Source organism: Actinospineispora spinosispora DSM 44797, from assembly GCF_000429025.1.
Taxonomy (GTDB): domain Bacteria; phylum Actinomycetota; class Actinomycetes; order Mycobacteriales; family Pseudonocardiaceae; genus Pseudonocardia; species Pseudonocardia spinosispora.
The window spans coordinates 799,342-813,166 of sequence record NZ_KE386834.1 but is presented as its reverse complement, the minus strand read 5'-3'; the positions used below and the strand labels follow the sequence as shown (position 1 = coordinate 813,166).

Genomic DNA, 13,825 nt, shown 5'->3' with positions numbered 1-13,825 from the left:
CACCCCGAACCGGCCCAGCCGCCACCGTCAGGTTCCGCTCGAACGTCCCGAGCGGCGCTGGACCCGTGGCCGGCTGGTCGCCGCCGGGATCGCGCTGGTCGCCGTGCTGGCGGTGACGTTCGGTGTGGTGATGTGGACGGGGCGGTCCGAGCCGCAACCTGCGCCGCGAGCCGACGGGGCCGGAGTCACCAGCAGCGCTCCCGAGGCGCCGGCTGATCCGCACGCCTGCTCCACGGTCGTCGCGGCGATGCCGCTGCGCGACCGCCTCGCGCAGCGGCTGATGGTCGGTCTGAGCCTGGCGCAGTCGGGCACCGCGAAGTCCCTGGTGACGAAGAGCCAGGTCGGCGCGGTGTTCGTCAACGGCCACCCGACCGCGCAACAGCTGACCGGCGCGCTGAAGCCGATGCAGGACGCGGCGAAGCAGCCGGTCGCGGTCGCGGTCGACGACGAGGGCGGACGGGTGCAGCGGGTCATCGCGGCGGACGGCAAGATGCCCAGCGCGCGGATGATGGCGAAGACGATGACACCGGCGCAGGTCCGCGCGATCGCGGCGAAGCACGGTAAGGAGCTGCGTGCCAGGGGCGTCACGATCGACCTGGCCCCGGTCCTGGACGTCGGGACCGAGCCGGACGACGCGGTCATCGGGGACCGCTCGTTCAGCCCGGACCCGAAGAAGGTCGTCAGCTACGCGGGCGCCTTCGCGGCCGGGCTGCGCGACGCCGGCATCCTGCCCGTGTTCAAGCACTTCCCCGGCCACGGCCGGGGCACCGGCGACTCGCACAAGGGCTCGGTCACCACGCCCCCGCTGTCCTCGCTGCGCACGAACGACCTGACCCCGTACAGCCAGCTGCTGGGCTCCGGGCCGTCGGCGGTGCTCCTGGGTCACCTCGAGGTACCCGGCCTGACGAACGGTGTCCCGGCCAGCCTGAGCCCAGCGGCCTACACGCTGCTGCGCGAGGACTACCACTTCACCGGCGTCGCGATCACCGACGACCTGGGCGCGATGAAGGCCATCACCGACTCCTACGACCTGCCGAACGCAGTGCTCACCGCACTGAAGGCGGGCGCCGACATCGCCCTCTGGACCTCCAGCGACAACCTCACCCAGGTCCTGGACCGCCTCCAGAAAGCGGTAAACGACGGCCAGCTCACCCAACAGAACGTAACGGAGTCAGCAGCCCGCATCCTGGCGGCGAAAGGCGCCTGCACCCCCTGATCCGGCGGCCGACCGTCCGAGAACCTCGCACAGACCCGGTACACGCCGCACAGAGGCCCCAGCCTCTGTGCGGCGTCGAGAACCTCTGTGCGAGCTTTTCGGGGCGCCGGTGAGGGCGGGTGTGCGGGCTGGGAGGGGGCGTGGCACCGTCACCTGTGTGACAACGGCAATTTCGGTGACCGCCAACGACGTCGACGAGGCGGCCGCACGGCTGCGTGGGCTGATCTCACCCAGCCCGCTGGAGCCCAACGCGCGGCTGACCGCGCTGACCGGCGCCCACGTGTGGCTGAAGCGGGAGGACCTGCTGCCGGTCCGCTCGTACAAGCTGCGCGGCGCCTACAACCTGATCTCCCAGCTGGACGCCGCGGCGAGGGCAGCGGGCGTCGTGTGCGCCAGCGCGGGCAACCACGCCCAGGGTGTCGCGTACGCCTGTGCCCGCCTCGGTGTCGAGGCGCGCGTGTACCTGCCCCGCACCACACCGAGGCAGAAGCGCGACCGGGTCGCCTACCTGGGCGGTGACATGGTGGCCGTCCGGGTGATCGGCGACACCTACGACGAGGCGGCCGCCGCCGCGCTGCGCGACGCCGAGGACACCGGCGCCACCCTGGTCCCGCCGTTCGACCACCCGAGGACCGTCGCGGGACAGGGCACCGTGATCCGTGAGGTGCTCACCCAGCTCGGTAAGGCGCCGGACGTGCTGATCGTCCCGGTCGGTGGCGGAGGGCTGCTCGCCGGTTCCCTGACCTGGCTGCGCGAACGTCACCCCGGGGTGCACGTGATCGGCGTCGAGCCTGCCGGCGCGGCCAGTATGGCCGCCGCGCTCGCCGCCGGACACCCGGTCGATCTGGAGACGCTCGACCCGTTCGTCGACGGCGCGGCGGTCCGCAAGGCGGGAGCCATCACGTTCCCCATCGTGCGGGACCACCTCGCCGACGGCGCGGGACTGATCAGCGTGTCCGAGGGCGCGGTGTGCGTCGAGATGCTGCAGCTCTACCAGTCGGACGGGATCATCGCCGAGCCCGCCGGGGCACTCGCCACCGCCGTCCTGTCCGACCACGTCCTGCAGGTGCCTAGGGGCGCGACGGTCGTCTGCCTGCTGTCCGGCGGCAACAACGACGTCAGCCGCTACGCCGAGGTGGTCGAGCGGGCCCTCGTGCACGAGGGGCGCAAGCACTACTTCCTGGTGGACTTCCCGCAGGAGCCGGGCGCGCTGCGGCGTTTCCTCGACGACGTGCTCGGTCCGGACGACGACATCACGCTGTTCGAGTACACCAAGCGCAACAACCGTGAGACCGGACCGGCGCTGGTCGGCATCGAGCTCGGTCATCCCGAGGACCTGGGAGCGTTGCTGGAGCGCATGCGCCAGGCGCCGCCACAGATCGAGCAGGTCCCACCGGACAGCCCGCTGTTCCGGTTCTTGTTGTAGGGACCTGCTGCTTTCGTCGGTGGTTACTGATTGTGGCTGCATTCTCAGGCCCTGATCTCTAACCTGGAGGCAACCGCGATACCGTCGGTCCTCAGGCCTTCGGCCTCGCGATCGGCCCGACAGCAGCTGTCTGCACTGGTAGGAGAGAAGTCCCGATGGCAACTCCCAGCTCGGCCCCTCCCGGGGGTGCTGGCCGCCCGGCACCGCACGTGCCCGCGCCGCCGCCCGGACCGGGCCAGTTCCGCCCGCCGCCGGGCCCGGGAGGCTTCTTACCGCAGCGCCCGGCCAAGCCGCCGCTGACCAAGGCGCAGTCGACACGGCTGTTCCTGGTGTCCTCGATCGCCGTCGTGCTCGGTCTGCTCGGCGGTCTGGTCGCCACGATGGTGCTGCCGCACGTCTACGCGGCGCAGACGACGATCCGCTACAGCCTCGGCGACCAGGGTTCCGGCAGCAGCGACGCCGACCGCACCCTGACCACGCAGACCGTCATGATCACCGGTCGCGAGGTGCTGCAGCCGGTGGCGGACAGCACGAGCGTGCCGATCGACTACCTGACGAAGAACGTCAGCGCCACCGTGGTGCCGAACAGCGAGATCATCAACATCCAGGTCAACCACTCTGACCGTGCCTCGGGCATGCTGCTCGCCGACGCGATCGCCAAGCGCTACCTGGAGATCGCGAACGCCTCCGACAACCGCGCCCAGCTGCAGGCGCAGCTCGACACGGCGCAGCGCCAGCTGTCCAACCCGGCGACCCTGCCGGATGCGCAGGCGGAGCTGCAGAACCAGGTCACCGACCTGCAGACGCAGATCGCCCAGGTCGCCAGCACGTCGAACCTGGCCGCGATCGTCGCGCCCGCGTACTCGCTGACCAGCCCGGTCTTCCCGAACACCCTCATGACGATCGGCATCGGTGCACTCGTGGGTGCGGCCGCGGCGGCCCTGATCGCGACGAACATGGTCCGCCGCTGGAACAGGCGCTGAAGATCACCACCGCCTGAGGGCTGTTTTCGCGCGCGAGAACAGCCCTGGGACGGTGGTGATCTTCGCGGGCTACTTCTTCGGGACGCGGGTGAAGTTCTCCGGGATGATCAGGTCTTCCCTGGTCAGCTCGTGGATCGAGGACCGCCCCAGACCCAGGAGCGCCTCGTCGATGCCGCTGCGCAGGATCGACAGGACGTTCGCAACACCCTTCTCACCGCCCGCCGCCATGCCCCACAGGTAGGCGCGGCCGATCATGACCGCCTTGGCGCCCAGCGCCAGTGCCTTCACCACGTCACTGCCTCGGCGGATGCCGCCGTCCATCAGCACCTCTACCTGGGTGCCGACCGCATCCGCCACCGCGGGCAGGGCACGGATCGACGCGGGTGTGCCGTCGAGGTTGTTGCCGCCGTGGTTGGACACCGAGATCGCGGTCGCCCCGATGTCGACGGCCCGGCGCGCGTCATCCGGGTGCATGATGCCCTTGACCATGAACGGGCCGCCCCACTCCTCGCGCAGCCACTTGATGTCGTCCCAGGTCGGCAGCGGGGTGCCCATCCACTCGCCGTAGGCGCCGAAGAACGTCGGCGCCTCCTCGCCCTGCTCCACGAGGTTCGGGATGGTCAGGTCGGGGATGCCGCCGTTGCGGGCGAAGTCGAGCAGCCACGCGGGCCGGGTGATGCCCTCCGGGGCGAACCGGATCATCGCCTTCAGGTCCATCTTCTCCGGGATCATCGGAGCGCCCCAGTCGCGGCGGTGCGCGAACGTCCAGTCCAGGGTGACCACGAGTGCCTTGGCCCCGGCCTTCTTCGCCCGATCGGCCCGCGCCAGGATCCGGTCCTTGGACCCGACCCAGTACATCTGGAAGAAGGTGTTCGGGTTCGCCTCGATGACCTCTTCGATGGGCTTGCTCGCGAACGAGCTGAGCCCGGTCATCGTCCCGGCGCCGGCGGCCGCGCGGGACACCGCGACCTCACCCTCCGGGCGGACCGCCTGCACACCGGTCGGCGAGATGACGACCGGGAAGGAGATGTCCTGGCCGAAGAGAGTGGTGGCCTGCTCACGGTTCTGCGGCAGGTCGGCGATGCGCGGGCGGAAGCCGAGCTCGCTGAACGCGTTGACGTTGTCCTCGAGCGTGACACCGCGCTCGGCGCCGGCGATCAGCGCCAGGTACACCGACTTGGGCAGCCGCCGTTTGGCTCGTCGCTGCGCCTCCGCGACGCTCTCGAACCAGTCTCTGGTACTTGCCATGTCGGCCCCTTTACCGCTACGGAAATATCGCTCAGCGGAGCCTAACCCGCATCATTCGAAACGGGAGGGGTCACCCGCGCCCCTGCGGACGATCTCCGGCTCGTCACCGGAGAGATCGATCACGGTGGTCGGCTCGGTTCCGCAGTCGGTCGAGTCGATCACCGCGTCGACCGCGTGGTCCAGCCGTTCCTTGATCTCCCACCCCTGGGTGAGCGGCTCCTCCTCGTCCGGCAGCAGCAAGGTGCTGGACAGCAGTGGCTCACCCAGCTCGGACAGCAGCGCCTGCACCACCGGGTGCTCCGGGATGCGCACACCGACGGTCTTCTTCTTCGGGTGCAGCAAGCGGCGGGGCACGTCCTTGCTGGCCGGCAGGATGAACGTGTAGCTGCCGGGCGTGGCTGCCTTCACCGCGCGGAACACCGTGTTCCCGATGTGCACGAACTTGCCGAGCTGCGCGAAGTCCGCACAGACCAGGGTGAAGTGGTGCCGGTCGTCCAGGTTCCGAATGGTCCGGATCCGCTCCAGCCCGTCCCGGTTACCGATCTGGCAGCCGAGCGCGAAGCAGGAGTCGGTCGGATAGGCGATCAGGCCGCCGTCCTTGACGATGTCGACGACCTGTCCGATCGAACGACGCTGTGGATTGTCCGGGTGCACATCGAAGTACCTGGCCATGCTCAGACCCTAGGGCGTAGCGAGCCCGCTCACACCCCGCGCCGTGATCTTTCCCCACACGAGGCAGCAAAGTTAGGTATACCTAATAGGGTCGGTACAGCGGAGAGAGGAGACAGGCGTGTCCCAGGTCAACCGGTGGCAAGAGCCGGCGTACCTCGCGTTCCGTGTGGTGGTGGGTTTCCTGTTCGCCTGCCACGGTGCCGCGAAGCTGTTCGGGGTACCCGCCGTGATGCCGGGCGGCACGGTCGAGTTCGCCTCCTGGCCGTCCTGGTGGGCGGCGGTGATCGAGCTGGGTGGAGGTGTGCTGGTCGCCTCGGGTCTGTGGACCAGGATCGCCGCGCTGATCAGCTCCGGCGCCATGGCGTACGCCTACTTCGTGGTGCACCAGCCGGGCGGCGTGCTGCCGATCCACAACGACGGAGAGCCCGCCGCGCTGTACAGCTGGTTGTTCCTGCTGATCGCGGTGATCGGACCGGGGCGGCTCTCGCTGGACCGCGTGCTGCGGCGTAGCGGCGCGAAGGTGCCCGCGCTGGGCTGAGACCGCCCGCCTCGGGTTATGGTCCCCGAATGCCCAGCGACCCGACGACGATCCGTGAGGTCGTCGCACAGGTCGGCCGCGAGCTGGACCCGCGCCTGCAGCCGCTGACCGCCGAGCTCGCCACGTTGCTGTTCGACGAGATCCCGGCGTTCCGGGGTGACGACTCGATCCGCGAGCTGATGACCGCCAGCACCGCGGCCAACCTCTCGACGATCTTCGACATCCTGTTGCACGGTCTACCGGTCGACAAGGTCGACGTGCCGGCCGCCGCCGCTGCCTACGCGCGGCGCTTTGCGCAACGAGACCTGCCGGTCGAGGGTCTGCTGCGGGCGTACCGGCTCGGCCAGCAGCAGGCCACCCAGTGGTGCCTGACCTCGCTGGGGGCCCACGACCTCGACACCGACGTGCTGCTGGGCTGCACCAGGGAGATCGTGTCGGTGCTGAGCACCTACATCGACCAGGTCTCGGAGAACCTCGTCGAGATCTACGAGACCGAGCGCAAGCTCTGGACCCAGCGCACGGACGCGGCCCGCGCGGTCGCGTTGCGCACAGTGTTGGACGACGTGACGCTCGACTCCGGCACCGCCGAGGCGATGATCGGCTACCGCATGCACGGCTGGCACGTCGGCGCGGTCGCGTGGGTGGAACGCGGCGTCGGCCAGGCCGGTCGCCTGCTCGACTCGGCGGCACGCATCCTGGCGTCGGTGCACGGCGAACGTCCGCTGGTCGTCCTCGACGACGACCACACGCTCTGGGCCTGGCTGTCCTCCCCCGAACGCACCGAACTCGACGCGGCCGCGCTGGCCGGCGCGCTGGACGAGATCCCTCAGCTGCGCATCGCGCTCGGTGAGCCCACGCACGGCCTCACCGGCTTCCGTGCGTCGCACCGGGAGGCGCTGCAGGCACAGACGGTGGCGGAGGCGTCCACCGACCGGTCGCAGATCACCCGGTTCGCCCAGGTCAGCATCATCGCACTGCTGTCGGAGAACCTCGACGCGCTCCGCACCTGGATTTCCCGCACGCTCGGCGCGCTCGCCACCGACGACGAGGCGAACGCCCGGCTGCGCGAAACGGTTCGGATCTTCCTGGAGACCGGGGGGAGCTTCACCGACGCCGCGTCGAGGCTGCACCTGCACAAGAACACCGTGCACTACCGGGTCCGCAAGGCCGAGGAGGTCCGAGGGCGTCCGTTCGGCGAGGACCGCCTCGACGTCGAGGTCGCGCTGGTCGCCTGCCACCACCTGGGCCAGCGTGTCCTGCGCTGAGCCGGCTATCTGCGGTCGAACAGCCTGGACAGCACGATCACGCTCTCGGTGTGGTCGACGTTCGGCTCGTCCCTGACCCGCTCGATCGCCGCCTCCAGGTGCCGGTTGTCCTTCGCCAGCATGTGCAGCAGCGCATCCGCCGAGCCGGTCACCGTGCAGGCACCGACCACCTCGGGGACCTGTTCGAGGCTCTGGCGCAGCTCGTGCGGCGCGACCGTGCCCCGGCAGTAGACCTCGACGTAGGCCTCGGCCGTCCAGCCGAGCGCGGCCGGGTCGACGACGGCGGTGAAACCCCGGATCGCACCGCTGGCCCGCAGCCGGTCCACCCGTCGTTTCGCCGCCGGAGCGGACAGCCCGACCTGGTCACCGATCTGGGCGTAGGTGGCACGTCCGTCGCTGAGCAAACACCCGATGACCCGCTGATCGATGATGTCCACGCGCACACAATAGATCGGGGTGCGAGGAGGTCCGGCCGGTAGCCGCCGGGGGGACAACGGCTACCGACCGGGGATTTCAGCGCAGCGCGCGCATCGCCGAGCGCGCCGCGTTGTGGCCACACATCCCGTGTACGCCGGCTCCGGGCGGGGTCGCCGCCGAGCACAGGTAGACGCCCGGCACGCCGGTCCGGTACGGGTCGAGCGCGATCCGGGGACGCATCGCCACCTGGATCAGGTCGTTGGCGCCGGTGGCGATGTCGCCGCCGACGTAGTTGGCGTTGTACTTCTCCAGTTCGGTGGTGCTGCGCACGAACTTCTCGACGATCCGGTCCCGCACACCCGGTGCGAAGCGCTCGATCTGGTCGATGATCAGCTCGGTCGCGTCGCCGGTGTAGCCGGCCGGGACGTGGGCGTACGCCCACACCGGGTGCACGTCACCGACCGAACGCGACGGGTCGGCCAGGTACTGCTGCCCGACCAGCACGAACGGACGTTTCGGCATGCGGCCCGCGTAGATGTCGTGCTCGGCCGCGGCGATCTCGTCGATGCCGCCGCCGAGGTGCACCGTGCCCGCCTTGCGACACGCCTCGCTGCGCCACGGCACGCCACCCTCGACCGCGAGGTCGAGCTTGAAGGCACCGGGCCCGTGCCGGTAGCGGCGGTACGCCTTCGCCACCCGCTTCGGCAGCCGGTCACCGAGCAGGTCCGCCGCGGCTCCGGGCGCCGTGTCGAGCATGACGACGTCGGCGTGTGCGACCTCCTGGTACGACTCGACCCGTACCCCGGTCTTGATGGTGCCGCCCAGCTCGACCAGCAGCGCCGCCATCGCATTGGTGATCGACTGCGAGCCGCCGCGCGCCACCGGCCAGCCGTAGGCGTGCCCGGCAGCGGTCAGCATGAGGCCGATCGCCGAGGTCATCGGCCTGCGCAGTGGATGGAACGCGTGCGCGGCCACCCCCGCGAACAGGGCCCGCGCCTCGCCGGTCAGCCATCGCTGTGCCAGCAACGTGGCCGGTTGGACGGCGTTGGGACCGAACCGGGCGAGTGCCACCAGATGGCGGGGCAGGTGCAGAACCGGCTGGAACAGCTCGCTGACCAGGTCGTCGTAGCTCGCGGACAGCGGGCCGAACAACCGCCGCCACCCGGGACCGTCGACCCCGAGGCCCGCAGCGGTGTCGTCCAACGACCTGAGCAGCACACCGGCGCTGCCCGAGTCCAGCGGATGCGCCAGGTCGACCTCGGGCCAGCACCACTCCAGTCCGTGTCGCTGCAGGTCGAGCGACCGCAGGAACGGTGACGCCAGCGCCGTCGGATGGACGGCGGAGCAGTCGTCGTGCAGCAGCCCCGGCACGGTCAGCTCGGACGTGCGGGTGCCACCGCCGATCGTCGCGGCGGACTCCAGCACGGTGACACCGCAGCCGTGCTGAGCCAGGGTGATGGCGGCGGCCAGCCCGTTCGGGCCGGCCCCCACCACAACGGCTTCAGTCACCCTGGGCGCTCGATGCCTTCGGGATCTCGGTCGGCGCACTCGGTGTCGAAGCGACCGACACCCTGGACTCGACGGTGTACGGGATCGGGCCGTCGGCCAGCCACGGCTGGGCCTTCAGCATGTCGTGCACGTCGACGACACCGCGTTCGATCACGCCGAGTGCCGCGTCCACGACCCGGTAGCGCTGGGTCATGGTGTGCCAGGGCTGCGACTCCAACAGCACCACGATCAGCTCGCCCGGTGCGAACTGGCAGCGTTCCTGCACCGCGTTGATGAAGAACTCGTCGTGCAGATGACCGTCGCCGAACTGCCAGCCGACGACCGTGCTGAGCACGAACTCGCCCTCGCGGATGTCGTAGTTCTCCGCGCTGTCCAGGTGCGTCAGCAGGACCGAGGACAGCGCACGACCGTGGCTGTTCATGTAGCGCCAGGCGACCGCCTTCTGCAGGAAGATCTCGGCGACCTCCTTGCTGTACATCTCGGTGAGTTGGGTGACCTGGTTCTTCGACGACTTGACGATGTTGAGGTCGAGCCGCTCCTCGCAGCTCGGCTGGCCCTCCGGCGTGCGGCGGAAGGCCCACATGCCGGTAGCCCAGTTACCCGCGTAGTACCGCGCGGCGGGCAGGAACGAGATCAGGTCCGGCCGGAAGTTGCCGAGCAGCGGGAAGCCGAACAGCACGACGATGATCAGCACGGGCAGCCACACGGAGCTCATCGACGCGAGCCCGAAGTCGGTGACCGGGTGCAGCACGAACAGCCAGATGAGCGAGAACGTGTAGAAGATGTTCCATTCCAGCGGCACGGCCAGCGGGAAGTTCGAGGTGATGTACAGGTGGAAGATCACCATGATCACGGCGGTCACCAGCACGACGTTGCGATCCGAGATCGTCATGAAGACGATCGGCGCACCGAACTCGAGCACCGTGCCGACGTGACCGAGCGTGCCGGCCAGCCAGGACGGGCGCACGTCGTTCGGGAAGTCCTTGCACATCTTGTGCCGCACCCACTTGGAGACCATCAGCGGTGCGTTGGTCGTCATGCCCTGGATGACGTAGCCGAAGTGCCTGCCGATCTTCGACGCGGCGGCGCCCATCCACACGGCGCACATGACTAGCTTCGCGCCGACGATCATGTCCACGTACGGCAGCAGCGCGAACATGATGCACATGGTCCAGTACTGCTCACTGCGCGCCGCCAGGAAGACCAGCCGGTCCCGCAGGCCCATGACCAGCGTCAACACGATCAGGACGCCGAGCAGCCTCGGGTCGAGCAGTCCGACGCTGTCCGCCGGCTGGCCCTCCTTGGGCACACCGTCGGAGAACAGCAGCACGATCGCCGTGATGATCATGCAGGCGTAGACGGCGACGTCGAACACGGTGCGCTTGGAGCCACCGGCGATCGGGTTCTTGCCCGGCCACGGCGGAAGCTTGATGGTGCCGGGGCGCAACCAGTAGGTGCAGCCGCCGACCCAGGGCTTGAAGCGGAACGCGAGCGGGCCGCACGAGGCGCCGAGGCCCAGCATCTCGTAGAGGATCACCCAGATGACGAGCTTCTGGTAGAAGATCGGCTGGGTCCACCAGTCGGCGATGTCCCCCAGCCCGCCGATGCCGTTCGTGCGGGACGCGAGCAGTAGCCCGACCACGACGAAGAACGCGATCTTCACGCAGTACAGGACGTGGATCATCTTCGGCGTGCCGAAGCCGTAGTCGATCCAGTGCAAGGTCAGGATCTTGATCCGCTCCAGGTGCGGACGATCCTTCCAGGTCGCCAGGTCCACGTCGGGTAGATCGGCGTTGATGAAACCCACGGTGGTCTCCGATCAGGGATGTATCTCAAGCAGGTCGAGCACAAGGGAATGTGATGGCAACCACCATCGCAGTTGCTTCGGACAACCGACATGGTGCACAGACACGAATCGACCAATCGGGTTCGTGCCACCGGCACAAACCCCGTCTCAGGCGGATCCTCGGGGCGCGCTCGCGTACAGGGAGCGCACCAGGTCCTCGATCGACGGCTCGACCAGCGCGACATCGCGGACCTCGACCCGGCGCATGATCTCGGCGACCAGAGCCGCGGCGCTGGTGCCGGTCTCGAAGGTGAACCGGCATCGCAGTCCGCCGGCTTCCACCGACGTGGCGAGGACCCCGGGCAGCCCGGTCAGCCCCGGTTCGCCAGCGGGTTCGGCGAGGTCGACGACCAGTTCCCGGGGCCCGGAGGAACGACGCCGCAGCACGTCGAGGGCGTCGTCGGCGACCACCCGGCCGTTGTCGATGACCACGACCCTGCGGCACAGCCGTTCGACGTCGGGCAGGTCGTGGGTGGTGAGCAGGATCGTGACGCCGTCGGCGGCGTTGGCCTCGCGCAGGAACGCGCGCAACCGCTCCTTGCTGACCAGGTCGAGTCCGACGGTCGGTTCGTCGAGCACCAGCAGGGGCGGTGCGTGCAGCAGTGCCGCGGTCACCTCGCCGCGCATGCGCTGCCCCAGTGACAGCTGCCGGACCGGGGTCGCCAGGAAGTCGGCGAGACCGAGCACCTCGGTGCACCGCTCCAGCCGGACGCGGTAGTCCGCCGGTGAGACCCGGTGGATGGTGCGCAGCAGCTCGAAGCTGTCCAGCAGCGGCAGGTCCCACCACAACGCACTGCGCTGACCGAACACCACGCCGATGCGCCGGGCCAGCTCGCGCCTGCTGGCCACCGGGTCGAGCCCGCATACGGTCAGGTGCCCGGACGTGGGCACCAGGATGCCGGTGAGCATCTTGATGGTGGTCGACTTGCCGGCGCCGTTCGGGCCGAGGAAACCGACGGTCTCCCCCGGTTCGATGGCGAGATCGATCCCGTCCACCGCGGTGATGCGGCGCCGGGCACGGCGCCGCCCGACGACGAACTCCCTGGTCAAACCTTCAGCACTGACGATCATGAGCCGGTCCCCTTGTAGTGATGGACAGCGGTACGCCAGATGCCCGCGGCTACCGCGACCGACAGAAAGGCGGCCACCGGCGCCGCGTAGCGCAGCGCGTCGGGCAACCCGAGCGGGTCCGCCCGGTCGAGCACCGCCAGCGCCGGGAAGTACGCCACGAACGCACCGGGGATCACGAAGCACAGCAGCCGCCGCAGCCACGGTCCGAACACGGTGATCGGGTACGCGGTGGACAACCCCGATCCGTAGGTGAACGCGTTGGCCAGCTCGCGGCCCTCGACGACCCAGAAGCACACCGAGCAGGTCGACACCCAGATCGCCCCGATGACCAGTGCCCCGGTCAACGGTGTGGTGACCAGGAGCAGCACCACCACCGGCGACCAGGCCACCGGGGTCTGGCACAGGACCACCACCAGAACCATGAGGCCGGCCAGCACCCGGCCGAGCCGTTTGAGCTGCAGGTCGGCAGTCACCAGCTGGGCCAGCACCGGCAGCGGACGCACCAGCAGCACGTCGAACTCCCCGGTCCGAATCCACCGGGGCAGGTCGTCGAGCTGTCCCACGGTCAGGTCGGCGAGCCCGAACGCGATCCCGGAGAAGGCGTACATCAGCAACACCTCACCGGCGCGGAACCCGCCGAGCTCGGTGACCCGGCTGAACAACACGACGATCACCACGAGCTCGCCCGCCTGCGCGACGGCCTGCCCGAGCATGTCCATGAAGAAGGAGCCTCGGTAGACCAGCTGGCTACACAACCGCGACATGAGGATCCGGCGGTACACCCCGTCAGCCACCCTGTACCACCAGCTTCCGGGTGGCCATCGCCAGTACCGTCCGCGCCGCGACGACGAGCACCGCCGCCCAGATCAGCTGCTGGCCGAGCAGGATCAGCGCCTCGCCGCGTTCGGAGAACACGTCGATCGGGACCTGCATGATCGACGGGAACGGTGTGAACGCCAGCAGCAGCCGCATCTGGTCGGGGAAGTAGGCCAGTGGAACGGTCAGGCCGCACAGCACACCGCCGAGCGCGTTCCACAGCGCGACCACACCGCGTGCGTCGAGCAGCCAGAACGCGGTGAGCTCGAACAGGAACCTGGCCTGGCCGCACACCACCACGGCGAGCAGCACCGACACGGCGAACAGCGGCCACGTCCCGAACCACTCCGGCCAGCGGAACGGGAAGAACACCGCGCCGAACGCGACCGGCGGGACCAGGCGGAACACGCAGGCGTGCAGCGCCCGCCCGAGGTCCGTGGCCAGCAGCGCGGCGTGCAGGTCCCATGGCCGCGCCAGATCGACGGCGACCTCCCCCGTCCGGACGCGGGCGGCGAAGGCCCCGTCACCCCACAGCTGGATGACCGCGAGCAGTCCCTGGCCGAGCCACACGTAGGTCACCGTGGAAGCGACGTCGTACCCGGCGAACGACCCGGTGCGCCCTACGACGGCCAGCAACACGGCCACTCTCAGCAGGCCGAACACGGTGTTGGTGAACAGGCCGGCGACACTCGCGGCGCCGTAGCTCGCGTACCGCTCGTACCCCGCCTTCACGAGGCGGAGATAGAGCGTAGGCACGTCGATCGATATTACGGGGTGGCCGCAAAGGAATTTCCCCGTCCCACGACAGGTTCCTAGTG

General features: G+C 69.4%; 13 protein-coding genes. 5 read left to right on the top strand and 8 right to left on the bottom strand.

The annotated features are described in order from the left end of the window. Window positions 1-112 precede the first annotated feature (112 nt). The 3 genes from G406_RS0133170 (at window position 113) to G406_RS58590 (ending at window position 3,625) form a co-directional block, all read left to right on the top strand. Complete coding sequence (locus G406_RS0133170; protein ID WP_245607298.1) at window positions 113-1,216, top strand: glycoside hydrolase family 3 N-terminal domain-containing protein; 1,104 nt, start codon at window positions 113-115, stop codon at window positions 1,214-1,216. A gap of 157 nt (window positions 1,217-1,373) precedes the next feature. Then, the gene (gene ilvA / locus G406_RS0133165; protein ID WP_028937136.1) at window positions 1,374-2,642 is read left to right on the top strand and encodes a threonine ammonia-lyase IlvA; all 1,269 of its coding nucleotides are present in this window, start codon (window positions 1,374-1,376) and stop codon (window positions 2,640-2,642) included. Between the two features lie 155 nt (window positions 2,643-2,797). After that, on the top strand, window positions 2,798-3,625 hold the full coding sequence (locus G406_RS58590; RefSeq protein WP_156935279.1) for a GumC domain-containing protein: 828 nt from the start codon (window positions 2,798-2,800) through the stop codon (window positions 3,623-3,625). Window positions 3,626-3,694: 69 nt separating this feature from the next. Here G406_RS58590 and mftD read toward each other — a convergent pair whose 3' ends face one another. Further along, window positions 3,695-4,873 (bottom strand): pre-mycofactocin synthase MftD, encoded by a 1,179-nt coding sequence (gene mftD, locus G406_RS0133155; protein WP_028937134.1) that lies wholly within the window; start codon window positions 4,871-4,873, stop codon window positions 3,695-3,697. Window positions 4,874-4,924: 51 nt separating this feature from the next. Next, window positions 4,925-5,545: an L-threonylcarbamoyladenylate synthase gene (locus G406_RS0133150; protein WP_028937133.1), complete on the bottom strand. Its 621-nt coding sequence runs from the start codon at window positions 5,543-5,545 to the stop codon at window positions 4,925-4,927. A gap of 118 nt (window positions 5,546-5,663) precedes the next feature. Between G406_RS0133150 and G406_RS0133145 the strand changes: the two genes are divergently transcribed. Both G406_RS0133145 and G406_RS0133140 read left to right on the top strand, forming a co-directional pair. Then, entirely contained in the window at window positions 5,664-6,083 is a 420-nt protein-coding gene (locus tag G406_RS0133145) for a DoxX family protein (RefSeq protein WP_028937132.1), read from the top strand. Between the two features lie 29 nt (window positions 6,084-6,112). Continuing rightward, complete coding sequence (locus G406_RS0133140) at window positions 6,113-7,348, top strand: RsbRD N-terminal domain-containing protein (RefSeq protein ID WP_028937131.1); 1,236 nt, start codon at window positions 6,113-6,115, stop codon at window positions 7,346-7,348. A gap of 5 nt (window positions 7,349-7,353) precedes the next feature. Here G406_RS0133140 and G406_RS0133135 read toward each other — a convergent pair whose 3' ends face one another. The 6 genes from G406_RS0133135 to G406_RS0133110 all read right to left on the bottom strand — a co-directional run bounded on the left by G406_RS0133135 (window position 7,354) and on the right by G406_RS0133110 (window position 13,763). After that, window positions 7,354-7,785, bottom strand: a complete 432-nt coding sequence (locus G406_RS0133135) for an Lrp/AsnC family transcriptional regulator (protein WP_156935278.1) — start codon at window positions 7,783-7,785, stop codon at window positions 7,354-7,356. A gap of 76 nt (window positions 7,786-7,861) precedes the next feature. After that, window positions 7,862-9,274: a phytoene desaturase family protein gene (locus G406_RS0133130; RefSeq protein WP_028937129.1), complete on the bottom strand. Its 1,413-nt coding sequence runs from the start codon at window positions 9,272-9,274 to the stop codon at window positions 7,862-7,864. Beyond that, entirely contained in the window at window positions 9,267-11,081 is a 1,815-nt protein-coding gene (locus tag G406_RS51475) for a DUF3556 domain-containing protein (protein WP_037079555.1), read from the bottom strand. The genes G406_RS0133130 and G406_RS51475 overlap by 8 nt, the downstream gene beginning before the upstream one ends. A gap of 147 nt (window positions 11,082-11,228) precedes the next feature. After that, window positions 11,229-12,191 (bottom strand): ABC transporter ATP-binding protein, encoded by a 963-nt coding sequence (locus G406_RS0133120; protein ID WP_037079552.1) that lies wholly within the window; start codon window positions 12,189-12,191, stop codon window positions 11,229-11,231. Continuing rightward, entirely contained in the window at window positions 12,188-12,985 is a 798-nt protein-coding gene (locus tag G406_RS0133115; protein WP_028937127.1) for an ABC transporter permease, read from the bottom strand. The genes G406_RS0133120 and G406_RS0133115 overlap by 4 nt, the downstream gene beginning before the upstream one ends. After that, a complete protein-coding gene (locus G406_RS0133110; protein WP_028937126.1) occupies window positions 12,978-13,763 on the bottom strand; it encodes an ABC transporter permease in 786 nt (261 codons plus the stop codon). The genes G406_RS0133115 and G406_RS0133110 overlap by 8 nt, the downstream gene beginning before the upstream one ends. Between the last annotated feature and the right edge of the window lie 62 nt (window positions 13,764-13,825).